This window comes from Salinicoccus sp. RF5, from assembly GCF_020786625.1.
Lineage (GTDB): Bacteria > Bacillota > Bacilli > Staphylococcales > Salinicoccaceae > Salinicoccus.
In genome coordinates this window covers 845850-869255 of the sequence record NZ_JAJGRC010000001.1, presented here as the reverse complement: position 1 = coordinate 869255, position 23406 = coordinate 845850, and the positions used below count along the sequence as shown (strand labels likewise).

Here is a 23406-nt window from a genome sequence, read left to right as displayed (position 1 = left end):
TAAGCGTTTACAAATGAGGAGGGTGAAGAATGACCGATTACAAACCGGCAACAGAACTGAAGCCGAAGGTGAAGACATTCCTCGATCAGGTGGAAGGGTTCTTCATTGATGGGGAGTATGTCAAAAGCGATAGCGGCAAGACGTTTGATGTGGTGAATCCTGCAACGGAGGAAGTGATTGCGACGCTGAGTGAAGCGCAGGAGGAAGATGTGGACCGTGCGGTGGCGGCTGCACGGAAGGCATTCGATGAAGGCCCATGGACGCAGATGGAAGCGGCGGAACGGGAACGGATCATCTATAAGTTTGCGGATCTTCTGGAAGCACACCGCGAGGAGCTGGCACAACTCGAGGCACTGGATAACGGAAAACCGTATAATGTGGCATTGGAGGATGACATCGATGGCACCGTCCAGCATTTCCGCTATTACGCCGGCTGGGCGACGAAGATATTCGGCAAGACGACGAATGTCTCACCGGACTATGTCACCTATACACTGCATGAGCCGGTGGGCGTCGTAGGGCAGATCATCCCATGGAACTTCCCGCTTGCGATGGCGGGCTGGAAGATGGGTGCGGCACTCGCAGCCGGATGTACCATCGTCATCAAGCCGGCTTCCGAAACCCCGCTGTCGATGCTCTATATTGGCGAACTGATCAATGAAGCCGGCTTCCCGAAAGGGGTCGTCAACGTCGTCGCCGGTTCGGGCAGCGTGGCCGGAGCAGCACTCAATGTACACCCGAAAGTCGACAAGCTGGCATTCACCGGTTCGACGAAGACGGGCAGCACAATCATGCGGAATGCAGCGGACAATGTCACTGGTGTGACACTAGAACTCGGCGGCAAGTCCCCGAGCATCGTACTTGAGGATGCGGATCTTGAAAGCTCCCTCGATGGCATCTTCGACGGCACGATGTACAACCACGGACAGAACTGCAGTGCGACGACACGTGTGTTCGTCCAGCGTCCGATATATGAGAAGGTCATCAAGGAGATGAAGAGCAGGGCAGAAGCGGTGAAACTCGGTCCCGGAATCGAATCTTCGACCGACATGGGGCCGCTCGTCTCGAAGAAGCAGCTTGATACGGTCATGGGCTATATCGAAAAGGGTAAGGAAGAGGGGGCGAGGCTCATCACGGGCGGCAGCCACACTGGTGATAAAGGCTACTTCGTCGAACCGACGATATTCGCCGATGTCGAGGATGAGATGACGATTGCGAAAGAAGAAATCTTCGGACCCGTCATGTCGATCCTGCCGTTCGATACCGTCGATGAAGTGATTGCACGTGCAAACTCCAGCGAGTACGGTCTCGCCGCCAGCGTCTGGACGGAAAATATCCGTACCGGCCACTATATTTCCGGCAAGCTCGAGAGCGGCACAGTATGGATCAACGACTTCGGCCTCGAGTGGGAAACGATGCCGTTCGGCGGCTACAAGAAGTCCGGTGTCGGCCGTGAGATGGGCGGCGACTACGGTATCTCCAACTATATCGAAGTGAAGAGCGTGTTTGTGAACATGAAGCAGAAATAGAAGTGGAAACTAAAACTTGAATGAAAGCCCCCTGGAGCCGGATGATGAACCCGGCTCCAGGGGGCTGTTTTGTATTGGAGATTCTACATAATTATTCCGCTCACTCTTATGTTTTTGAATGATGGTATGAAGTCTGATAGATTGTACTCGAAAGGGGGATGTTATTTTGTCGAATGAGAACAAGAAAGCCTGGATCAGCCTGGTTGTACCGATCATGTATATTATTGTGGTGTTCTTCCTCTCAGAAAGGGTGGATATTCTTGCCATTACTATTATGGCCCTTCCCTTCTTTTTAGTCATGCAGTTCTTTCTTACTAAGTATTTGAACAGGAAGTTTCCATCGAGTGAAGATTTAAAAGACTGATATGTTGGGGCGCCATCCATGCCCCTGTGTATCAGTCTTTTCACTTTTGTACAGGATATCAGCTGTTCATAATGGAGTGCTGTATTATGAACTTCTGTTTTTCAGGATCATGCAAAAACCATAGACTGCGAGCCACAGCTCATCAGGATTCTCATCATCATATACTTTTAATGTATGTTCTTCTCCGCGCATATTTGTCTTCTCGGATTTCGAGAGGTCGAGGAAGGATCTTTTCCCCTCCAGTAGCTTTATCTGATCATCCTTTAAGATGGCAGTGGTCAAACTGCCGTAGGGATTTTTAACGGAGTATCGGTGCGCCGCATCCTGTACGTAGAAGGGTAAAAGCTGTGATATTCCATCTTTTGTCGTTAAACGATGATTCGAAAATTTACCGAAGAATTCCCCATCGACCAGTATCGAGTAGTGAAACTTGAAGCTGAAGATCTTATCACACTTGATTATGATGTCGTGACTTTTTGACTTTAAATGTATGCCATATATGGGTAGAGGGACGGTGATGGCAAACCACCTCTCAAATGAATTGTTGAAATGGAGGGAGTAGGTAATATCTTCACCACCAAATATACGTATCCTCTGTCCATCAGCATCATAAATTGGCGCCTGATAGAAATATTCTCCTCTATCAAGAGGAAGGTCTGTGTCCAAGTTTACATCCTTAAGTATTGTCTCGTGCTTTCTGATTGTCCGCTTCCTCATGTAGAGCGTACCTACAATGGATAGGAACATGATGAACACGACTAGGTACAAGAACCACATTGGAAAGTTGTCGGCAAGAAGGGAAGGCGCCCCCTCCCGCCGTCTCAGAATCTCTGTAATGAGCAGTATCAAAAACGTTATAAAAAACACTAATGGCCTGAACAGTTTTCCCATTGTCTTCTCCTCTATGGTGATTAATTTTTATTTCCAACAGTACTTGTCTGATAATCGACTTGTTATTTGTATTCAAGATAACAAAAAGGCACGCTTCCTGTAAATAACAGGAAACATGCCTTAGTAATAAGCAGGTCAATATAAGATCCGCTTTATTGGTTATTGTGCTGTCTGTTTTACTGCAAATTTGCTTCTCAGCCATCTGACGGTCAGTGCGGCACCGAGCAGGAGTCCGACATATCCGAGGATCGGATAGAAGAAGTTCACGAGGCCGACGAAGCCGACGAGGCTCAGGAAGTAGCCGATGACGAGACCGCCGCCGAGCAGGATCCTGTAGCGTTTCGTATATGGATCCGAGAAGCGTGTCAGGAATGGATAGAGCATTCCGACTGCTGTGTTGTAGATGACCAGCAGCATGACGAGTGAGAGTCCGAGTCCAAGGATCGGGTGGATCTCCCTAGCCAGTATCAGTGATGGGATCTCTGCTGCGTTGGTCACATCGATGCGTGCCAACAGTCCGCCGTTCAACAGTATCAGCAGGACGAGCAGCATGATGCCGCCGAAGAGTCCGCCCTTGCGTGCAGCCTTCATGCCTGAAGCCTGTGAGCCCATGATGGACAGCAGGCTGAATGCCATGGCGAGGACGATGCCGCTGTATGTCAGCGCGTCCCACCACCATACACCGGATGGGGATTTGGCTACATCAGTATAGGTATTTGCTTCACTGAACGGCACGCTCGGGTTCAGGAAGCTGTATACCGCAATGATCATGACGAATGCGATCAGGAACGGTGTCACCGCACCGAGTGCAACGAGGATCTTGTTGAAGCTGAGGTTCAGCGTGATGAATACCGCAACCGCAAGAATCAGCGATCCGAGCCATGAAGGCACGCCGAAGCTTTCATAAAAGGCCGATCCTGCACCGGCAAGCATGATGACCATGACGCCGTAGAGGAAGAATATCAATATGTAGTCGATGATTTTTCCGAGTCTTTCTCCGAACATTTCGTTGATCGGCTCGAGGTGCGATTCCGCCTCCAGCCGATTACCGAGCTTCGATGCCTGGCGGCCGATGAACATGATGACCAGACCGGACAGTATGACCGCCCAATAGCTCATTGTTCCGTAGTTGGTGAAGAACTGCAGCATTTCCTGCCCTGTCGAGAATCCTGCGCCCAGCACGACGCCGACATAGGCAAACCCGATTTTGAGGGGTTCCTGTTGACTACTCAAATAATCACTCCACTTTCCCACCATCCCGATATGTAGAAGAGGGGGATGGCAGAATAAAGTTATATGCCTCTTTTGAAAGTTATTTCAGACTATCTATAATAAACATAACAGTTGTGGCGATGTCAAATTGATTTGAGGAAATATTTGGTGAAATTATGTGTTATATAAATTGAAATATAGTTTTAATTGTAAAATTGTAAGCGTTTTTATGAAAGCGCGCTGGGCGAGGGGTATCAAGGCTTTCCGCGATTTTAATGAAAGATGAAATTTTAGCAGGGAGCGGAAGAAATTTTTGAAAGGGAATGAAGTGTAAAAGACCACCATTTTGTAGTGGTCTTTTAGCTTCATCTGCCTATAGCCTGGAAGTTCACTATTTCAAACGCAAATGGCGTTTCCTGTACAGTGTAATCCAACGTACTGCTTCCTATCCCATCTGAAGTGGCATGTTCGTATTCACGGTGCATGGTGACCCTGTAGGCACCGTCTCCGAGATCTAAGATATTCTGTACATCGACTGCATGGGTGGTATGGTCTGCGAAGTTGCCGGAGAGGCGGTTATTGTGGATATACATCATTGCCGGGCCTTCCCGATCCAGATATTCGAGCAGTGCACTCGGGTGGCCGTTGAAGAAATTGGCGAGCTCATAGGCGTATGATTCCATGAAAGTCTCTAGTTCCGGAGTGAATGGCACTCCTTTTTGATCCACTTCATTTTTGGAAATGGGTTCCTGATCGCCATCCATGACTGCGAATGAATAATCGACCATGCATTCGAGACAGCCGATGTTCGGTGATATCGGCAGTTCATTGGTGAAGGTCAGGTGATGGTAGGCGAGAAACTTCTCCTGCATGGTGATGCCATCACAATGTTCAGCAGCGAGCCGGTTCATGATGCACTGCTCACCCGCAGGGTTCTGCACCATGTTCTGCTCATATGGGCCGGATGCAGAAGCGCCACCCATAGCGCCTTCCTCCGTGGAAGGTTCAGAAGTGCCTGAATCGGATGCACTTTCTTCCGTCGTCTCCTCCTGGGATCCTTCTGTTGCCTCTTCATTATCTTCAGTATTTCCTGTACCGCCGGCTGCAGATTCTTCAGTCGTCACTTCCTCTGTCGACTCATCTTCAACTTCGGGCATCGCGTCTTCGGACTCGTCTCCATTACCGCCGCATCCTGCAAGCATAAGCAACATCAATGTCATCAGTGGCAGACTCAGCAGGTTCTTCATCGAATACCCCTTTATATTTTGACATTGCTGGACTGCACCCAGAGTTGCATGTGACCGGATGCCCGTCCCCTAAAGCTTCGGAAGTGCCTCGGTTAATCTGCATCTGCCTCGTCAATCGACTCCGCCATGTCCTCTTCACCTGTCGTTTCGGTCGGCTTATCCTCCTTTCCCTTGTGTATTGGCTAGATTTTATCCGGTTCGAAGCTGCCACCCGGATTCTGCTTGGTCGGCATCTGCGAGAACAATGGGAAGAGCTCTTTTCTGGCGACATCGTAGATACGGGCGAGTTCTGTTACCGGATCTTCATGTTCATCGACACGGAGGTCGACGAGCGGGTAGTCTTCGACGCCATATATCTTCAGTGCCGCAGATTGCTTTCCACGTTTGTCACCCCCTGCCTTCTGACCGGCCTGGAGCGCACGCAGCAGACGCTCCGAGAGCTCCAGATCGGAATGGATTTCGAATGTGCGCTTCATATCCGTCAGCGTCTTTTCATTTACCAGCATGTTGCCGGCCACGACGAAGCCGTCCCCTTCAAAATGGTTATAGTAGCCGACGCAACGGTCGCCTGAAAATGCAGCGGTGCCGCCGTGCCGGTCGACGATCGCAAACTGTCTGAGTTCAAGATCCTGTTCTGATGCGATGATCTTCTCCTTCGCCTCTTCCGCGGTCATCCCGCGGGAGAGGTACTTGATGCCCTGGATGCCAATGTATGGATTGACGAACGACTGCGTCGCAATGGCACCGGTGTCGGCCCTGCCGAACGGGCACAGCATGCCGACCGCCGGCAGCTTCGTCGAAACCGCGACCCCGAGCTGGCCGGTCCTGGCACACCGTGCCGTGATGGAAAACGTATTGAGTTCAACCATATATGAATCCCCCTTATATGTAGGATGTGGGTTTTATCCCATAAACCACCTGTATTATATAGATAGCCAGGTTGTATGCATCCTAATCATCGCAAAACGCCTCATATTGTAGAAAAAATCTGATGGAGTGTTACACTTTAGCTGTTGAAGCGCTTCACGAAGGCATCCATTCATGCTGACTAAATGATGAAGGAGAAATTAAAATGCTGATAGAACATTTTCATGTTGCGGTACCGACCGCATTTTTCGAAGATGAATCCCTCGATATCAAGGGGACGATGGACCATATCACGAATCTGAAGGAGCAGGGCGTCAAATCGGTGCTTGTTTCTGGAACGACCGGGGAGCAGCACAGCCTGAACCTCCAGGAAAAATTGAAGATGGTCGAGACGCTGGAATCTGAGGGTACACTCGTCGATGATATGGAAATCATATTCGGTGTCGCATCCATACGCCAGAAGGAGGCGGAGCAATTGGCCAAGACAGTGGGGGAGACGAAAATAGCAGGCGTCATGCTCGGGTATCCGCCTTATATACGACCGTCACAGGCGGAGGCGCTGACCTATTCGAAACGCATCATCGAACTGGCCGGGAAGCCTGTCATCCTATACAATAACTCTGGACGTACAGGCTTCGACCTGTCAGCGGAAAGCATCATCGAACTCGCCCGGCGGGATGCTGTAATCGGTATAAAGGATGCAGGGGACAGGAAGAAGATCGAACAGATTCAAGAAGATGTGTATGGAGCAAAACTTCATTTCTATGCCGGCGGGGAAGAGGATCTCCGGGAGAAGACTGCCTACGGATACGACCGCCTGTCCTCCATTGCGGGGAACGTGGCCCCGGTGGAAATAAGGAACTGGTTCGAAAGCCTCCGCACCGGAGAGGACACCGGTGCAGGAGAGGGGGATCGGGTGAAGGAGATCATGGCGCAGGTATACACGGGCAATGCCGTCGTGAACCTGAAAAGACTGCTCAACCAAGCAGAGGCATCGATGGGAAGGTGCAGGGCACCGATCGGCAATGCAGAAGGATGATGTCAGTTTAAGAAAGATGTGGAAGGGAAGAGGGGAATGTGTAAAGAAACAGAAATCAGGAGGTCTTTTTAATGGGTAAACTTGATGGAAAAGTGATTCTTATGACAGGTGCAGCAAGCGGACTTGGCCAGGCAGCCGCAGTCTATGCAGCAGAGGAAGGCGCGAAACTTTCACTCGTCGACCTGAATGCGGAAGCACTTGAAGAGACGCAGAACCTGGTAAGGGAAAAGAATTCAAAGGCAGAAGTACTGCTGATCACGGCAGACGTTTCTGACGAAGCGGCAGTGAAGAACTATGTCGATCAGACGGTCGAGGAGTTCGGCCGCATCGATGGATTCTTCAACAACGCCGGCATCGAAGGCAAGCAGAATCTTACGCAGGACTACGGCATAGACGAATTCAAAAAGGTCATCGACATCAACTTGAACGGTGTATTCTTTGGCATGAAGTATGTGCTCGAAGTGATGAAGGAGCAGGGTTCCGGCACCATCGTCAATACTGCCTCCGTCGGAGGCATCCGCGGTGTTGGCAACCAGTCCGGCTATTCCGCAAGCAAGCACGGCGTCGTGGGACTCACACGCAACTCCGCCGTCGAATACGGTGAATACGGCATCAGCATCAACGCCATCGCCCCGGGTGCCATCATGACCGCCATGGTCGAAGGCTCACTGCGTCAGATGGCCGGCGAAGACTGGGAGGCGGCAGGTAAGGAGTTCGTCAGCGTCAACCCGATGAAACGTTTCGGCAAACCTGAAGAAGTCGCCGCACTCGTCTCATTCCTGCTCAGCCAGGAATCCCAGTTCATCAACGGTGCAGTCATTCCGATCGATGGCGGCCAATCGTACAAGTATTAATTGAACGGAATATGGTAATGATCGTTCGACCCCCTCTCCAAGTGGAGGCGGGGTTTTTATTTACATATATTTATAACTAAATGAAGATAATTTGATTTGATATGGTATTTTATTCAAAATTAAGGGTATAAACTAATGTGAAATAATTAACAAGTAAAGGAGGGTAAGCCATAAAAACTTGAAAGGGGGACGAAAGAAATGTATGAAAAATAATATATCCATCCAATATACACATAAAAAGTAAGTTTGTGTATATTAAAAATTTATTTACATCTAAAGTATGAAAAATATCTCGAAATAGTAATAATGTGTAAAAATATGTTATGTTATCTTTGCTGCATGAAGATGATGTAAATGTTCATCACGATGAACAAATTACTTTGGTTCCTGGTCGGGAAACAAAACCAGCAAAAAGAGTCATCTGGAGTGCAGTGCGTGAAATGAAAAACCAATTAAGGAAATCGGGTTAGAGCCCAGAGGAGGAAAAAGTAAATGAATTTCAAGAAGTGGATGGCAGGCGTATTAGGTACAGGACTGGTTGTGTCGATGGGGGTGAATTCTGCGACTGCGTATGGGAGTGAAAGTAATGTAGCAGGCTCTGCTCCATCGGAAGCGAAAGTTGAGTTTACTGGGGGACATCTTACCTTGGATAATGTAACTTCGATAAGTTTCGGTAATACAGAAGTTACGAGTAAAGCGAATATTTACAACTCTGCAGATGATTCGTTCTCACTTCAAGTGACAGATGAGAGGGGTACGGGTGGAGGTTGGCACCTGACTGCAAGAGCCTTGAATTTTCATAATGAAGCAGGCCAAGAGACACTAATCGGCTCAAAAATTCTGCTCGATAGGGGATCCACTGTGGATACGGATGCTAGTAAGAACCAAGAACCTGGTGTAACGCAAGAAATAAAACTCTATGCAGGTGGCGATAGCACTCTTATTGTTAACGCCTCTTCCCACGAAAATATTCAAGAGGCACAGGGAGTCGGCACTTGGGTGGCAGAATGGGATAACACATCAGATTCAAGAGTGAAATTGGATGTTCCCGCAAGGTCAGCCTCTACAGGAAAGCATACCGCAGATATTGAATGGACATTATACAACGGACCCGCAACTGAGAACCAATAGAAGGCACCAAGGCAGGACTGCCTTGATCAATCGATCGGGGCACTCCATTTTAAACATACGGGAGACACAATTATGAAAAGAAAATGGTTTTTACTTATATTCCTGAGTCTACTGTTGCTGCCTTCTTTGACTGCCCAAGCCGATGATGGTGTCGTGCCCTATTCGGTTGAAGCGGTGATTCCTGAAAACCAGGTCGATCAGGGTGTCACTTACTTTGACATCGAGATGGAACAGGGGGAGAGACAGGAACTTGAAGTCATCGTATATAATTCATCGGATGAACCAATCACTGTAGAAGCGCGCGCCAATGCCGCCGCCACCAACAGCAACGGGCTCATCATCTATGATGCGGCTGAGGAGAAGCCGCATGAATCCATGCTGCATCCTTTCAATGAAATCACATCGATTGAACAGGGAGAAGTTGAGATTGGACCGAATAGCCAGGAGACGGTCACTGTGACGGTTGATGCACCAAACGAGCCGTTCGATGGCACCATCCTTGGCGGTCTTCATTTTATACAGAAGCAGGAAGCATCGGAAAGTGAAGCCAGCCTGCAGATCGAGAACCGCTATGCATATGCGCTCGCAGTACAGATACGCGAGGCGGGGAACGACACCGTCGTCGAACCGGTGTTGGAGTTCCTGTCCCTTGAGCCGGGACTCATCAACCATCGGACGGGCCTCCAGACGCAGTTCGCCAATACGGCGCCGAAACTCATCGGCGGCATCGAATTCGAGGGGAGTATATATCCGGAAGGATCGGATGAACCCATCCATACACGGACTGTGGAGGACTTCAGCATCGCACCAAACTCACAATTCAACTTCCCCGTGATGTTCGAGGACCAGAAGCTTGAGCCGGGTGACTATGTCTTCAGAGCATTCGTCAGCAACAGTGAGCATGAATGGACGTTTGAGGAAGTATTCGAAATCACGGCGGAAGCGGCTGATAAAGCGAATGACGAGGCGGTCGAAATCGAAGAGGAAGAGAATACCTGGATGATGCCGGCATTGATTGCTTTGGGGGCGCTGGTTGTTGTACTGCTCGCTGTAGTCATTTACCTGCTTTTAGGACGCAGGAAATAGGGACGGAGGAGAAATGATGTGAAGCGATTCGTTGTTGTGGTGCTTGCGCTTATGCTTATATTCACAGAAGTTCTCTCCCCCGTTCAGGTGAATGCTGTAGAGGCGGGCAATCAATGCGAAGAGAAGGCTTTCACCGTCGAGCCGTTCATCACCGGGGATGAGAAGCTCGAAGGCGAAGGGCATCCGGGTGAGGAGATCGACCTCCAGTTCAAGGATATGGAGGCAGTCATCGAGGCGGATGAAGAAGGCCATTTCGAGCATGTCTGGGAAGAGGCAGTGCCTGCTGAAGGTGATACCATCACGCTCACGAATGTGCCTTACGAAATTGAACTGACTGTTGAAGCGGGAAAGGCGGAGCATGAAGAACTAGAGGCAGAGTTGGTCGATACGTGTGAACCTGCGGTACCTGCTGAAGAGGTGGAAGGTACGGAAGCGGAAGGTTCTGTCGAAGAAGAGACGATGGAGGAAGATTCGGATGCATCCATTGAGGAAGGTGAGAAGGAGGGGGCAGAGAAATCTGCTGAGGAAACTTCTCTTGATGAAGAATCTGAGGAAGCGCCTGCCGAGGAGAGTCCCGAAGAATCAGAGATGATTGAGGAGCCTGTAGTAGAAGAATCTTATGAAGCCGTGCTGGAAGAGGACGGGCCGGCAGAAGAGGTGGTTTCATCAGAGGAACCAATTGAGGAAGAAGAGGAAGAATTGGAAAGTGAAGAAGCGGCTCCAAATGCGAAGGAGCCGGATGTAGAGGAAAAAGAAGAGGTCAAATCCGAAGGTGATGCCGATAAGGAAACGGACATCGCCAAGGAAAAAGTTGCTGATAAACACGAACGGACGGAAGAAGCGGATTCGATAGAAGAAGCTTCGGAAGAAAATGAAGAAGAGACAGAGGAAGTATTGAAAGAAAATAGTGTCGAGTCTGAGAATAGGATGGCCCGATTTTCGATGGCAACAGTGCAGGGAGTGTCAGAAGAGAGTGAATTGCCAATTGAAGAAATACAAGCTGGAACAGCAAATGTCTCTAGCTATTCTGGTTTCAAAAAAGCTTTGGAAAATGAGAACGTAGAAAAAATCATTCTAAATAGTGATTTTAATAAAAGCGAAGTGTCTGGTGCTGTCGAGATAAAGGTTAATTCAACTTCAACCCAGAAAATTATAGAGGGTAAGGGGCATGCGCTAAACATTGGTAATGACACACTGGTGATTGAGGACAGAGTCATAAGCATGAACATCATGAATATAGACATCTTCTCAACTAACAGAGCTAAAGATCAGGGGTTTATCAGGAAAAAAGATACCCGCATGGATCTCAGACTGGAGAATATCAGGTTCAACAAGAATCAAAGTGATTCATTGGGCATGTTTGGCTCAAGTTGGGAAAGCGATGTACATTTCTATGGTGAGAATGAAATAAATACAGGCAGTGACTATAGCATGGCGTTTCGCAGAGTAATCATTCATGAGAGAGCACACCTGGACTTACATCATTATGGCGGCAAGCCTGCTTTTTTGTTCAATAGAGATAAGACTTCTTCGGGGGAGTACGGTTTCAAAGTCGAAAAGTTCTCCATTTTGGAAGTTGAATCCGAAGGCGCTGTTATAAAGACTGATTTATCTAGAAACAATGATATAAAATTTAATGTTGATCAGGGAAGTGAAGTCAACCTTATAGGTTCAGGTTCAGTAGTATTTGACTTGAACACCAAAATGGATTTTAATATCAATAGTCCAAGAAATATTGATATCATTAACGATAGGGCAAATACAAGGTTATTTAAAAAGTGGAATGATGTCACTTTTAGCATGGAAAACACTAAGCTGAGTGGGTGGCATCTTAAGAATATGGAAGATAAACCATCCAAGATATCTCCGCCAATTGAAAAAGGTGGATTTACTTTTAGTACGACATGGCTATTATTAGTTATCCCCCTTTGGGAAAGTACAGTGGTAGGACAGATGAGACCTAGTATAGATACTCGAAAATTTGAAGAAGATTTCCCTCCAGACATGAGACGTATGGTTTTTGAAAGGGAAGTAATCCAATCATTGAAAATAGAGGAAATTTTGGATACGAACACCAAAATTTCCGGCACTACCGTACCTCATGCTGAGGTAACGATAGCCGATGTTGTGGGAATTACACTTACAAAAACAAAGGCTGACATCGACGGCAAGTTCACCTTCAATTTGGATGAGAGATTCGAAGCGGGTACAGTTTTGAGGTTCGACGCAAAACTCGATAATGCCGCTTCTGAAACGGTTGAAAAGACTGTAATTGGCAACCGGCTGGAGTTTGGTCATGTATCTACAAGTATCCCTTTTAACACAACTGAAATTAAAGATGAAGAGATGAAAATCTATAGACAAAATGACAATCCCGGTATTGAAATAGTGGAGACAAGGGAAGATAGAGGTTGGAAACTGAGTGTCGAGGCAACAACACCACTGACCAATGAAAATCAGGATACGTTAGAGAATGCCTTGTACTATTTCAGTGCGGGGAGCGAACCTGAACTGATTGAAGGGACACCTGTCCCTGTAGCGCGTGGCATGACAAGTGAAACAATAGAATGGGTGCCGGATGAAGGTATCCTACTCAAACTGAACCCGATCCGTGCTGCGGCGGACACAGAATATAAGACAACCATCAAATGGATATTGTCGGATGGGCCCTAGTAGAACCAAAAATCCCCTGGAGAAACTTTCTCCAGGGGATTTTGCTTATAATTCTATTCACTTTCAAGCTTCTCTATATACTCCTCGAGTTTCTCTTTCTCCTCACCGGTCATTTCCGGGAACTTCGGATCGAGCTTCTCCATCAGGTCGATCATTGCTTCATTGACGAGCCGGCGTGTATGCCATTCGTCATCGGCCGGCAGGACATACCAAGGGGAATATTCGGTGGATGTTTCATTCAGCATATCCTGGAAGACTTCCTGATACTTATCCCAGTATTGCCTTTCCTCGACATCAGAGAAGGAGAATTCGTGTTGTTTATCAGGGTCCTTCATGCGTTCGAGCAGTCGTCTTTTCTGTTCGTCCTTCGACATGTTGAAGAAGAACTTCACGATGTGGATGTTGTTGTCATGAAGGTATTTCTCATAGTTTTTGATCTGTTCGTACCGCATGGGCCAGATGGACTCCTCATCGACACCTGCCGGGTAGTCTCCATCGAGCAGCACATTGTCGTGCACGCGTGGAGCGATGACCTCCTCATAATGGGAACGGTTCAAAATGCCGACTTCGCCGCGGGCGGGGAGTGCGGGCATCATGCGCCATAGGTAGTCATGCTTCTGTTCCACTTCGGTCGGCTTGCCGAAGGTGGTGACCTTGAGCCCCTGCGGATTCAGGTTGGAGAAGATGTAGCTGATCGATTCATCCTTCCCGGCGGCATCGAGTGCCTGCAGGACGACGAGTATACCGTGTTTCTCCTCGGCATTCAGCTTCTGATGGAGAAGCTGCAGCCGGTCGACGAGCGGCGGAATGACTTCGTCCCTTATCTTTTCATTTTCATCCGTCTTTCCTTCTGTAGTGGGTATTTCAGTGAGATCTATCTTCTTGTCTCCAGTCAATCTGTAGTCATCTATATTCATTAGAATGCTCCTTTGTCTTTTTTATAAAAATGTACCCCGACTCCGTCTGTCTAAACACGGAGACGGGGAGTGGGCAGGTCTTTCATTCCCGGATAAAGCGCTGTCACTAAATGTTCAATACTTCACATTGAGAAATGGTTCATATAGGTGTGCAGTGTGTTATATTAAACATGTATTTAAAATGTATGTTTAAAACAGGAGGGTTAATATGACTACAGTAAACCGTGAAATGTGGGTCAGTGAAATCGTCAAAGACATCCCGAAGAGTGCAGATATATTCAGGAAAAATAGAATCGACTACTGTTGTGGCGGCAAGATGCCGATATCCCAGGCAGTGGAAGAGCGTGGGCTCGACCTCGAAGGCATGATTGAAGAGATCAACAGTATCGAGCAGCATGAAGAGGCCGGCATCCAGCCGAAGTATTTGGATGAGAAGGGGATCGTGAAGTTCATCCAGAACAGGTACCATCAGGAGCTGATGGACGAGTTCGCCGCCCTGACACCATACGTGACGAAGCTCGCCCGCAAGCATGGATCGAACGAACCGCATCTGGTGAGAATCCAGGAGCTGTATCGCACACTGAAGCATGAAATGGTCGAGCATACGGAGGACGAGGATCAGAATGTATTCCCGATGATCATCGAATTCATGGAGCACCCGACACCTGAACTGGCCGAAAAAGTGCGGCCGCATGTGAGCGAACTCGAAGGGGAGCATGAAGCTGTGGGAGATATTCTGAAGGAGATCCGTGACATTACAGACGACTTTACGCCGCACGCGAATGCATGCGGCACGTACAGGCTGGTATACGCACGGCTCGAGAAACTTGAAAAGGACACATTCGATCATGTCCATCTGGAAAATCACGAACTGTTCGAACGGGTCAGAAGAGCAATCTAAGGGGTATAAAAAATCTCGGGAGACCGCTCCCGAGATTTTTGTGTTCATTGGCTTTTTTGGAATCTGGTGGTGCTTGCGAACAGCAGGATGAATGCCAGGATGACGCAGACGACCCAGTAGCCGATGTCATTTGCAGCAAGTATGATGGCGATGATGCTGAGAAGGAAGGATAGCGCAAAGCCGAGGAGGACTTTCTTGTCCCCGAATAATTTTTTGTTCATGGGATGTCCTTTCATGGATGGTGGTTTTCTTCTATATTTTAACATAATCTTCTGAAATCTGTTTTTTGGATGGCGGAGGAAAGGGTATAATGAATCAAAGGGGGTATGAGGATGCACCGGAACTATAATGGACCGGATGGCTACGTTGGGACGCATGCGCACAATGATTATGTGCCTTCAAGGCTTGAAATCCAGAGGCACCCTGAGGGCTTCATCGAATTTGGGCTCTGGATGGTGGGCACGTTCATTAAACACCTGTTCATACGCTAGAAAAAAGAAATCACAACCGGATCCGGTTGTGATTTCTACTGTTCTGTGGTCTTCCTTTGACGAAGATAGGAAAATAAAACGCTGAGTGTGGCTGAGAACAAAAGTATCCAGAAAGGGCCGGAATCCGGATTGAGACCGAATCGGGAATCCCCGCCGAGCTGGGTCAGTATAAGTATGAGTGATATGAAGTACAATTCGAAAATCAGTACATTATGCCACGATTCCTCCTGTTCCCTCCCTGTCTTCTTCCGGTCCATGTGGCCGAATATGCTGCCCGCGATTGCCAAAATGATCATTACGGCAACTAGGATGACAATTGTTCGCATGTTCGAGTAGGGCAGGAGGGGAAACTGGTCGAGAATGATGGTGACTGAAAAAATGATGACTACAAATGCTGAAAGTATCTTTTGAATCGTGATGTTCTCATCCCCTTTGTTGGATAGTATGCGATGCTAGTCCAGCTGCCTACGAGCGCGTTGGCCCGCCTCATATGTCCCGTAGATTTTTATGAATGCTCCAATGGCTGCAAACCAGAACCCTTCACTGGCGAAGTCCAGACCGATCGAAGACTCACCGCCGATCAGATTCAGGAATGTGATAAAGCCGAATATGCACAAATAATAGTTCAGTTCCTCCATCCATGAATCTGTCTTCTCTTCCTCCGAGTCTCCATCATTGAGCTTTGTGACCATATAGAGCAGCGCAATAATACATAACGCATTGATCAGCTGCGTCTGCCATGTGGCAAAGGGGAGTTGCGGAAACTGGTCCATGACGAACGCAAATCCGATAAGACCATAGCCCATAATCTGTAGCGGTCGAACCTTGTTGATAGACGTTGCCTCCTTATTCCTCTTCCATTTTGCGGTAGCGTCTTACTCTTATTTCTCCTAACACGATGTTAACAAATATTAGGATAATGGTGAAGGCAATGATGCTGCTGATGAACATCAAAAGATCAAAGCTGAAACTACGTGCAACCAGGCTCTTTACGAGCAGTTCAACAAGTGTCATAAAGATGGCACCGATGGTGGATTCCATAAAGTAGATGCCAAAACGGCCAAAGAAACGGCCTTTCTTATAGGGAAGTTCCTTTTTCACTATTGGAGAATATATCAACGCATCGGATTCATCACGTACGGATATGGTGGTAAATATGATGAATGACAGCATGACAAAGTATAGATCGTTCATCACCATGTCGGTTTCCCATATCCCCATCGCCACAAGCAGCATGCGGGTAATCATATAAGCCCACATGAGCAGCAGGGTGGTGATGGCGGCCTTGCCGGCTGATTTTCTTGCACGTTCATCCCCTATGAACCGATTGAGCAGATATTCCATGAAAATCTCCATCCTTTAACTTATTAATATTCATCCCAGAAGAGGTCATCCAATGTGCATCCAAGTGCCTTGCAGATTTTAATGCATAATGCCAATGAAGGATTGTACTCCCCCTTTTCGATCAAGTTGATTGTCTGGCGGCTGACCTCCACCTGTTCGGCCAGTGCTTTCTGGGTGAGATCCCGGCTGGCACGTGCGCTCTTCATCTTCAGATTCTTCGCCAAGAAATCACCTCTTTCAATTCAAATGTAATAAATAAATTTCTAAATGTAAAATATATATTACTTTTAGTATACAAGTACCCGGGAAGAAGAAGTATAAACATTCAACTCCCAGAGATTCTAGCGGTGGATGGAGCGGGCCATGCGTACATAAGTATGGCGGCGCCCCCGGATGGTGATGGAATAAGCCATGATGTTCTCAGGTACCGCGATGCCGTAGAATCCTGCATCACCGATATGATGGATGTCTGCACCGGCCATCTTGGCGGCGAGGGCAATCTGACGGATGGTCGATTCATCCGCACCTTCCTGACTGGTTCCGATGGTGAGCATGGTGAGGGCGCCTTTCGAATGGACGTATGAAACATACTTCTGTGCATCTTCAGTGGTGATGCCCGGCACGGTTCCAGGTGACGGCATCAGGATGACGTCTGCACCGGCATCGATGAAGGCATCGAGTGCGGATTCCGAGATGATGCCGCTTCCGGTCTCATTCGTCACACCGGCACCATGCATCTTTCCAGCGATGATGAGCGCATCACTGCCGAAGACTGCGCGTGCACGCTGGATGGCGTTCGTGATCTCGACGTTCGTCACACCGGTCTTCGGGTTGCCGGTGAGGCAGATGAAATCGAAGCCGAGCGATTTCGCCTGTGCAAGTGCCTCCTCTGAAGCGATGCGGCCTCGGTCAATGGCGTCCAAGGTTTCAATCTGTTCGGCATTGAGGTCCACCGGTTCCAGGTTGAGGCCGACCGGTCTGCCGGTGAGTCTTTTTATTTCATGGATGACCTGAGCCGGATTTGATGGAGTGTAGCCCCTGACTTCAGGATGGAATACATCGAAAACGTTAAAGAGCAGCAGATCGGCGCCGAATGACACGGTGAGTTCCGCATTCGTCACATCCGGATAGAGCGGTGGTACGGTCGCCATTGTCTCAGCGAGCATAGTCCGGCCCTCACTTGCCTTGATCGATTGCTTCAGATCCTGGCCTGTCATATTGAGGAAGTCGGAAGCGGTGCAGTCGAGCAGTCTTTTCATGTATATCGTCCCCTTTCATATTAACTTCATTTTATCGGTTTGCAGGATATTTTGATAGGTGGGAAGGTTTATTGTCGTTCGTGGGTGCGGCCAGTGACAATTGGGCCTCCAACTGTCATTAGCGGATGTGACGAGTGACAATTAAGCCTCCCCCCTCCCATCCTTCCAAACCATTGGCAACGGCTTCCATTTCAGCTATAGTGAAAGTAGTAATTTTCCAAAAACAAAGGGGAGAGCGCCATGAAATTTGAACAGGAGTTCCTGAACGTCATCCGCGCACGGTTCAAGGAGATCAAACGCCTCGGGGACCGGACGTTGGATCAGCTGTCGGATGATGATATGCACTGGCGGTACAATGAGTCATCGAATACGATTGCGGTGCTTGCGAAGCATCTCAGGGGCAACATGTATTCGCGCTGGACGGATGTGTTCACATCAGACGGGGAGAAGGCGGACCGCGGACGGGATGATGAATTCGAGGATGACCTCAATTCAAAAGCGGATGTGATGGCTGCGTGGGAAGATGGCTGGCAGGTGTTCTTCAACGCGCTGAACAGCTTCACTGTGGATGATCTTCTGCGCACCCAGAAGATCCGGGGTGAGGACCATACGATCCTGGAGGCTCTGGAGCGGCAGCATTCACATTATGCGACGCACATCGGGCAGATGATGTTCATCGGCAAGCAGATCAAAGGGGAGGACTGGCAGTCGCTGAGCATCCCGAAGGGGAAATCCGAGGAATACTTGAAATGATAGACGGATGGGGGAGCGTAGCAGGCGCTTCCTTTATTTTATGAAAGCGGTGGAACATATGAATAAAGGCCACGATCTCAATATATACATAGATGACCCTGAGAAGAAGGCACGGCTGTACAGACGGACGCTTCTGGTGGTCGTCATCTCACAGATCTTCGGCGGCGCGGGACTGGCTGCAGGCATCACGGTGGGCGCACTACTGGCTCAGGACATGCTGGGTACGGATTCGCTTGCGGGATTGCCGGTCGGCCTGTTTACGCTCGGATCGGCACTGGCTGCCTTCCTCGTCGGACGGTTGTCACAGCGGATGGGACGCCGGACGGGCCTTGCGGCAGGATTCATGGCCGGCGGGCTTGGGGCGGCGGGTGTCGTTCTGGCTGCGATCATCGAGAGCCCGCTGCTCCTGTTCATCTCGTTCTTCATCTATGGTGCGGGGACGGCGACGAACCTGCAGGCACGCTCTGCAGGGACGGACCTGGCTGAGAAGCACCAGCGGGCGACTTCCGTCAGCATCGCCATGGTCAGTACGACGCTTGGGGCCGTGGCGGGGCCGAACCTCGTTGAAGTCATGGGTGATTTTGCCCGGATGATCAATGTACCGGAACTCGCAGGGCCGTTCATCCTTGCGGGCGTGGCGTTCGTCACGGCGGGTCTGATCCTGACCTTCTTCCTGCGTCCGGACCCATTCAAAGTGGCCCAGGTGCTTGAAGCGGAACGGCAAAGGGCCGGGACATTCGACGCGACGGAGCGGACGGAGAACGATCATCGCGGCATCATGCTTGCCGCCCTCATCATGGTCGTGACGCAGATCGTCATGGTTGCGGTGATGACGATGACGCCTGTACATATGGGACACCACGGCCACGACCTCGGTGCCATCGGCATGGTCATCGGTTTCCATATTGCAGGCATGTATCTGCCGTCGCTCTTCACCGGCATACTGGTCGACAAGATCGGCCGGGTGGCGATGACGATTGCGGCGGCCATCATCCTGCTGATCTCAGGCATCATTGCAGCGGCGGCGCCGGGAGAGTCGTTTGCCATGATGGCCATCTCGCTGACACTGCTCGGTGTCGGATGGAACCTTGGACTGATCAGCGGTACGACGATCCTCGTCGATGCGACGGCACCGCACTCCCGCGCGAAGACGCAGGGGACGGTGGATGTGCTGATCGCACTCTCCGGAGCTGCCGGCGGCGCGATGTCGGGTGTCGTCGCTGCTGGGGCGGGCTTCGGCTTCCTGTCGATTTCCGGCGGCGTGCTTGCACTCGGCCTCATACCGGCACTTTACATGATGAATCCTGAAAAAAATTGATTCAGTGGGAAAATTTCGAGTTTCCTGTACCCGTCTGCACGGGTAAATGGGGAAAAATGAAATGATGGAGGCTCGGAAAATGGAAGAGACATGGAAAGCAGTCGATGAATATTTCGAAAAGAAGCTCAAGACGACGGACGACACTATGGATCACATACTGAAAGAGACCGATGATGCCGGCATGCGGCAGATCGAAGTGTCGAAGGCACATGGCAAGATGCTGTATCTGATGGCGAAGATGGTGGATGCCGAATCCATCCTTGAAATCGGCACTCTCGGCGGGTTCAGTACCGTATGGCTTGCCCGTGCGCTGCCGGAGGACGGGCGCATGGCGACGATTGAAGCGGATCCGAATCATGCGGAAGTGGCGCGGCGGAACATCGCTTCAGCGGCGCTTGCGGCACCTGTGGATGTCATTGAGGGGGAGGCGCTGGATCGGCTGCCGAAGCTGATGGAACGTGGATATGCGCGTTTCGACCTCATCTTCATCGATGCCGATAAGGAGAACAATGTGGAGTACCTCAAATGGGCGCTCAAGTTCTCCCACAAGGGCAGCGTCATCATCGTCGACAATGTGGTCCGGCGTGGGCGGATCATCGACGATACTGAAACACAGTCAATCCCATACATCCGTCAGATGTTCGATATGCTGGAACACGACGGACGCATCGAATCGACGGCCATACAGACCGTCGGACAGAAGGGTTATGACGGCTTCCTGATGGGGGTCGTGAAGTAGAGGGCATTCATCTAAACAGAATCTTTACTTTTCCTTAAAAGGATATCAACATTCCGTTGATATGATGGAATCAGCATCAGATCCACCTCCGGATATCTGATGCCCCCCAAGATCCCTTGCAAATATCAACTGGTTTCAATGCACCCTGATGCGTTGTCTGCCCCTTTGGACGGATTGTCCCCCGTTCACAGGGGATTTTTTTATGTAGAATAAAATAAAAATCCAGGCAACCTGGAATGGTCACCTGGATATGATGGATTTATTGTGGAATATGCGGAAGGTCCTTCGTCTTCGGAATGTTGATGGAGTGGGAGTCCACATATTCGAGCATGCCTTCTTCGCCGTATTCGCGGCCGATGCCGGACTGCTTGACACCACCGAATGGATAACGGATGTCGAGTCCCTGGATCGCTGCGGTGTTGACCATCGTCACACCGGCTTCGATGCGCTTCGCGATCTCGATTGCGTGCGCTTCCTCGCCCCAGACGGAACTTGTCAGTCCAAGTTCACTGTCGTTTGCGAGTTCGACTGCATGGTCGTCATCCTTGAATTTCAGGATCGGCACTGCCGGTCCGAACTGTTCCTCAGCCACGATGCGTGCATCGTAGTCGGCACCGAGTACGACCGTCGGATACATGAAGTAGCCGTTGTTGAAGAATTCTTCATCTGCAACGTTGCCGACTTCCCTGATGTCGTAGCCGTTCTTTCTGGAGTCCTCGATGAGCTCCTGGACGAATTCGAGCTGTGCCTTGTTGTTGACCGGGCCGACCGTCGTCTCTTCGAGTGTCGGATCACCGATGCGCAGCCATTTTTCTGCGGCTTCCATATACTTCTCGACGAACTGGTCGTAGATGGATTCATGCACATACATGCGTTTTGCAATCATGCAGATCTGCCCGCCTGTGAGGAAGTTCGAAATGACGACACGGCGCATGGCTGCTTCATCATTCACATCGAAGTCGTCGAGGAAGATGGCAGGGTCGTTGCCGCCGAGTTCGAGCGTGACGTTCTTGATCGTGTCTGCTGCCGCCTTCATGATGTGGCGACCTGTATTCGTACCGCCGGTGAAGGCGATTTTGCGTACCTTGTCGTTTGAAGTAAGCTCAATACCGATGTCTGCATCCCCATTGACGATGTTCAGCACGCCTTCAGGGAATTCTTCTGCGACCATCTGTGTCACAAGCGTCACAGTAAGCGGCGCCATCGGGCTCGGCTTCATCACCATCGTATTGCCGGCAAGCAGTGCCGGGGCAATCTTCTCGGTGGAGAGTGCCAATGGATAGTTCCATGGACTGATGGCGGATACTACACCGATTGGGTCATGGCGCAGGATGTTCTTGCCGCGCTCGTCTTCATTGACTTCTTCCTTGTAGACGCGTTCTGCGTTCTCCACTGCATACTCCATGAACATGAGGGAAACCGTCAATTCACCTTGCGCATCATAAATCGGCTTGCCGTGCTCTTTGGAAAGCAGTTTGGCGAGGCCATCCTGGTTGTCCTTTATCTTCTGGATCCCTTTCTGCATGCGTTCTATGCGATCCCTCATCTCTGAATGTTTCCAGGATTTGAAGGCTTCATCTGCAGAATCGATCGCCTGCTTCGCCTCTTCGACTGTATTTTTCGGCCAATAGCCTGCCGTCTCGTCCGGTTTCGCTGGATTCTCACGGGGTGCGTGTTCCTGTGCTTCGACTATTTCGCCATTTATATATGCATTCACTGTCAGTGGTGTCTCAATTTTAAGTGCCAATGTGATTGCCTCCTTGTATTTGTATCATTACTGGTTATCCACTGTCGTTCTTTCCCGTTTGGGCGGCGCGTGAAACATCATGCAGCGGGGCTTCCCTCAATCATAGAGCACCGTAGTCTTACTCCTGCGTCTCCTGTGTATTGAAAGGGTTACGCCGCCGATGATCAGGATGGCTCCGATGACTTCCGTCACAAGCACACTGCTGCCGAGGACGAGGGCAGTCCCGAGCATCGCAACGAACGGTTCCATGTTCATGAGCAGCGAGGCATTCGCTGCGCCGACTTTCGGCATCTCACGGTTCCAGATCATATTGCTGATTCCGTGGACGATGATGCCGCTCAGCATGAGGAGGAGCCACATCGGCCAGGTGGATGAAGCGAGTCTGCCATAATCTGCTTCCGGGAGGAATGGAAGAAGGAACAGCAGACCTGAGAAGTTGGAGAGCAGTGTAAGCTGTATGGCATTGATATGCTGTGACAGCCATTGGATGAGGATCATGAATATGGCGAATGTCAGCATGGTGATTACTATGATGCCTTCCCCGAGTCCGAAAGTGAGGGCACTGCCGTCGAAAGTGCTGAGGGAGACGCCGGCGAAGGCGAGGAGTGCACCCAGCCAGAATTTCAATCCTCTGCGTTCCCCGAAGACTGGGATGGTCAGGATGGCTGTCATGATAGGGGCGACCGCGAGTATCAGTGCCGAAGTCACCGGACTTGCGGTTACGAGTCCGAGGAAGAACGTATACTGGTTCACAGCAATGCCAATGATGCCTGAAGATATGATCACCAGCCACACTTTGAGGGGGACCATGGGCATGTGGAAGTGCCGGGAAGCAAACAGCCACAGGAAAAGGTTGATGGCAATGAGGCGGATGACGGTGATGCTGTAGGGGTCGAAGTGGTCGACAAGCACCTTTCCGATGATGAAGTTGCTGCCCCAGATGATCACACAGAGCAGCAGGATGGGGTAGGTCCACCAGGATTTGTTCTTTGAAGGAAATTCATTTACAGGATCTTGCATGCATCTTCACCTCTGTCGAAATAT

Annotated in this window: 25 protein-coding genes; 11 read left to right on the top strand and 14 right to left on the bottom strand. The window is 49.8% G+C overall.

Annotated elements, in window-relative coordinates; translation table 11 throughout:
- Window positions 1-29: 29 nt before the first annotated feature.
- The gene (locus LLU09_RS04585; protein ID WP_228310658.1) at window positions 30-1529 is read left to right on the top strand and encodes an aldehyde dehydrogenase family protein; all 1500 of its coding nucleotides are present in this window, start codon (window positions 30-32) and stop codon (window positions 1527-1529) included.
- Between the two features lie 9 nt (window positions 1530-1538).
- Here LLU09_RS04585 and LLU09_RS04580 read toward each other — a convergent pair whose 3' ends face one another.
- From LLU09_RS04580 to LLU09_RS04560, 5 genes are all read right to left on the bottom strand, one after another.
- Complete coding sequence (locus LLU09_RS04580; RefSeq protein ID WP_228310657.1) at window positions 1539-1937, bottom strand: hypothetical protein; 399 nt, start codon at window positions 1935-1937, stop codon at window positions 1539-1541.
- Window positions 1938-1977: 40 nt separating this feature from the next.
- Window positions 1978-2784 carry a hypothetical protein gene (locus LLU09_RS04575; protein WP_228310656.1) on the bottom strand — a complete coding sequence of 269 codons (807 nt, stop codon included), beginning with the start codon at window positions 2782-2784 and terminating at the stop codon, window positions 1978-1980.
- 159 nt (window positions 2785-2943) lie between these two features.
- Complete coding sequence (locus LLU09_RS04570) at window positions 2944-4017, bottom strand: YkvI family membrane protein (RefSeq protein WP_228310655.1); 1074 nt, start codon at window positions 4015-4017, stop codon at window positions 2944-2946.
- A gap of 344 nt (window positions 4018-4361) precedes the next feature.
- A complete protein-coding gene (locus LLU09_RS04565; protein ID WP_228310654.1) occupies window positions 4362-5243 on the bottom strand; it encodes a hypothetical protein in 882 nt (293 codons plus the stop codon).
- 182 nt (window positions 5244-5425) lie between these two features.
- Window positions 5426-6112: a DUF1028 domain-containing protein gene (locus LLU09_RS04560; protein ID WP_228310653.1), complete on the bottom strand. Its 687-nt coding sequence runs from the start codon at window positions 6110-6112 to the stop codon at window positions 5426-5428.
- A gap of 203 nt (window positions 6113-6315) precedes the next feature.
- Here LLU09_RS04560 and LLU09_RS04555 point away from each other — a divergent pair, with 203 nt between their 5' ends.
- The 5 genes from LLU09_RS04555 to LLU09_RS12660 all read left to right on the top strand — a co-directional run bounded on the left by LLU09_RS04555 (window position 6316) and on the right by LLU09_RS12660 (window position 12893).
- A complete protein-coding gene (locus LLU09_RS04555) occupies window positions 6316-7149 on the top strand; it encodes a dihydrodipicolinate synthase family protein (RefSeq protein ID WP_228310652.1) in 834 nt (277 codons plus the stop codon).
- 71 nt (window positions 7150-7220) lie between these two features.
- Complete coding sequence (locus tag LLU09_RS04550; protein WP_228310651.1) at window positions 7221-8003, top strand: glucose 1-dehydrogenase; 783 nt, start codon at window positions 7221-7223, stop codon at window positions 8001-8003.
- 492 nt (window positions 8004-8495) lie between these two features.
- Window positions 8496-9134, top strand: a complete 639-nt coding sequence (locus LLU09_RS04545; protein ID WP_228310650.1) for a WxL domain-containing protein — start codon at window positions 8496-8498, stop codon at window positions 9132-9134.
- Between the two features lie 72 nt (window positions 9135-9206).
- The gene (locus LLU09_RS04540) at window positions 9207-10220 is read left to right on the top strand and encodes a WxLIP family cell surface protein (RefSeq protein WP_228310649.1); all 1014 of its coding nucleotides are present in this window, start codon (window positions 9207-9209) and stop codon (window positions 10218-10220) included.
- An 18-nt stretch (window positions 10221-10238) separates the two neighbouring features.
- Entirely contained in the window at window positions 10239-12893 is a 2655-nt protein-coding gene (locus tag LLU09_RS12660) for a pectate lyase-like adhesive domain-containing protein (RefSeq protein ID WP_228310648.1), read from the top strand.
- Window positions 12894-12946: 53 nt separating this feature from the next.
- On the opposite strand, the gene LLU09_RS04530 is transcribed toward LLU09_RS12660, so the two are convergent.
- Window positions 12947-13810, bottom strand: a complete 864-nt coding sequence (locus tag LLU09_RS04530; RefSeq protein ID WP_228310647.1) for a PPK2 family polyphosphate kinase — start codon at window positions 13808-13810, stop codon at window positions 12947-12949.
- A 208-nt stretch (window positions 13811-14018) separates the two neighbouring features.
- On the opposite strand from LLU09_RS04530, the gene ric reads away from it, so the two are divergent.
- Window positions 14019-14711, top strand: a complete 693-nt coding sequence (gene ric / locus LLU09_RS04525) for an iron-sulfur cluster repair di-iron protein (protein ID WP_228310646.1) — start codon at window positions 14019-14021, stop codon at window positions 14709-14711.
- A 44-nt stretch (window positions 14712-14755) separates the two neighbouring features.
- Here ric and LLU09_RS04520 read toward each other — a convergent pair whose 3' ends face one another.
- Window positions 14756-14932, bottom strand: coding sequence for a hypothetical protein (locus LLU09_RS04520; protein ID WP_228310645.1), 177 nt, complete (start codon window positions 14930-14932; stop codon window positions 14756-14758).
- Between the two features lie 111 nt (window positions 14933-15043).
- Here LLU09_RS04520 and LLU09_RS04515 point away from each other — a divergent pair, with 111 nt between their 5' ends.
- A complete protein-coding gene (locus LLU09_RS04515) occupies window positions 15044-15202 on the top strand; it encodes a hypothetical protein (protein WP_170156349.1) in 159 nt (52 codons plus the stop codon).
- Window positions 15203-15237: 35 nt separating this feature from the next.
- Here the strand turns inward: LLU09_RS04515 and LLU09_RS04510 are convergent, their stop codons facing one another.
- The 5 genes from LLU09_RS04510 to LLU09_RS04490 all read right to left on the bottom strand — a co-directional run bounded on the left by LLU09_RS04510 (window position 15238) and on the right by LLU09_RS04490 (window position 17805).
- A complete protein-coding gene (locus LLU09_RS04510; protein ID WP_228310644.1) occupies window positions 15238-15528 on the bottom strand; it encodes a hypothetical protein in 291 nt (96 codons plus the stop codon).
- Between the two features lie 126 nt (window positions 15529-15654).
- Window positions 15655-16008: a hypothetical protein gene (locus LLU09_RS04505; RefSeq protein WP_228310643.1), complete on the bottom strand. Its 354-nt coding sequence runs from the start codon at window positions 16006-16008 to the stop codon at window positions 15655-15657.
- Between the two features lie 40 nt (window positions 16009-16048).
- On the bottom strand, window positions 16049-16546 hold the full coding sequence (locus tag LLU09_RS04500; protein ID WP_228310642.1) for a hypothetical protein: 498 nt from the start codon (window positions 16544-16546) through the stop codon (window positions 16049-16051).
- 23 nt (window positions 16547-16569) lie between these two features.
- Window positions 16570-16752 carry a helix-turn-helix transcriptional regulator gene (locus LLU09_RS04495; protein WP_094906064.1) on the bottom strand — a complete coding sequence of 61 codons (183 nt, stop codon included), beginning with the start codon at window positions 16750-16752 and terminating at the stop codon, window positions 16570-16572.
- A 135-nt stretch (window positions 16753-16887) separates the two neighbouring features.
- On the bottom strand, window positions 16888-17805 hold the full coding sequence (locus tag LLU09_RS04490; protein ID WP_228310641.1) for a DUF7916 family protein: 918 nt from the start codon (window positions 17803-17805) through the stop codon (window positions 16888-16890).
- A gap of 240 nt (window positions 17806-18045) precedes the next feature.
- On the opposite strand from LLU09_RS04490, the gene LLU09_RS04485 reads away from it, so the two are divergent.
- From LLU09_RS04485 to LLU09_RS04475, 3 genes are all read left to right on the top strand, one after another.
- Window positions 18046-18558, top strand: coding sequence for a DUF1572 family protein (locus tag LLU09_RS04485; protein WP_228310640.1), 513 nt, complete (start codon window positions 18046-18048; stop codon window positions 18556-18558).
- A gap of 40 nt (window positions 18559-18598) precedes the next feature.
- A complete protein-coding gene (locus tag LLU09_RS04480) occupies window positions 18599-19876 on the top strand; it encodes an MFS transporter (protein ID WP_228310639.1) in 1278 nt (425 codons plus the stop codon).
- A 79-nt stretch (window positions 19877-19955) separates the two neighbouring features.
- Window positions 19956-20615, top strand: a complete 660-nt coding sequence (locus tag LLU09_RS04475) for an O-methyltransferase (RefSeq protein ID WP_175287722.1) — start codon at window positions 19956-19958, stop codon at window positions 20613-20615.
- Window positions 20616-20874: 259 nt separating this feature from the next.
- On the opposite strand, the gene LLU09_RS04470 is transcribed toward LLU09_RS04475, so the two are convergent.
- Complete coding sequence (locus LLU09_RS04470; RefSeq protein ID WP_228310638.1) at window positions 20875-22362, bottom strand: aldehyde dehydrogenase family protein; 1488 nt, start codon at window positions 22360-22362, stop codon at window positions 20875-20877.
- A 96-nt stretch (window positions 22363-22458) separates the two neighbouring features.
- Window positions 22459-23382, bottom strand: a complete 924-nt coding sequence (locus LLU09_RS04465; protein WP_228310637.1) for a DMT family transporter — start codon at window positions 23380-23382, stop codon at window positions 22459-22461.
- Between the last annotated feature and the right edge of the window lie 24 nt (window positions 23383-23406).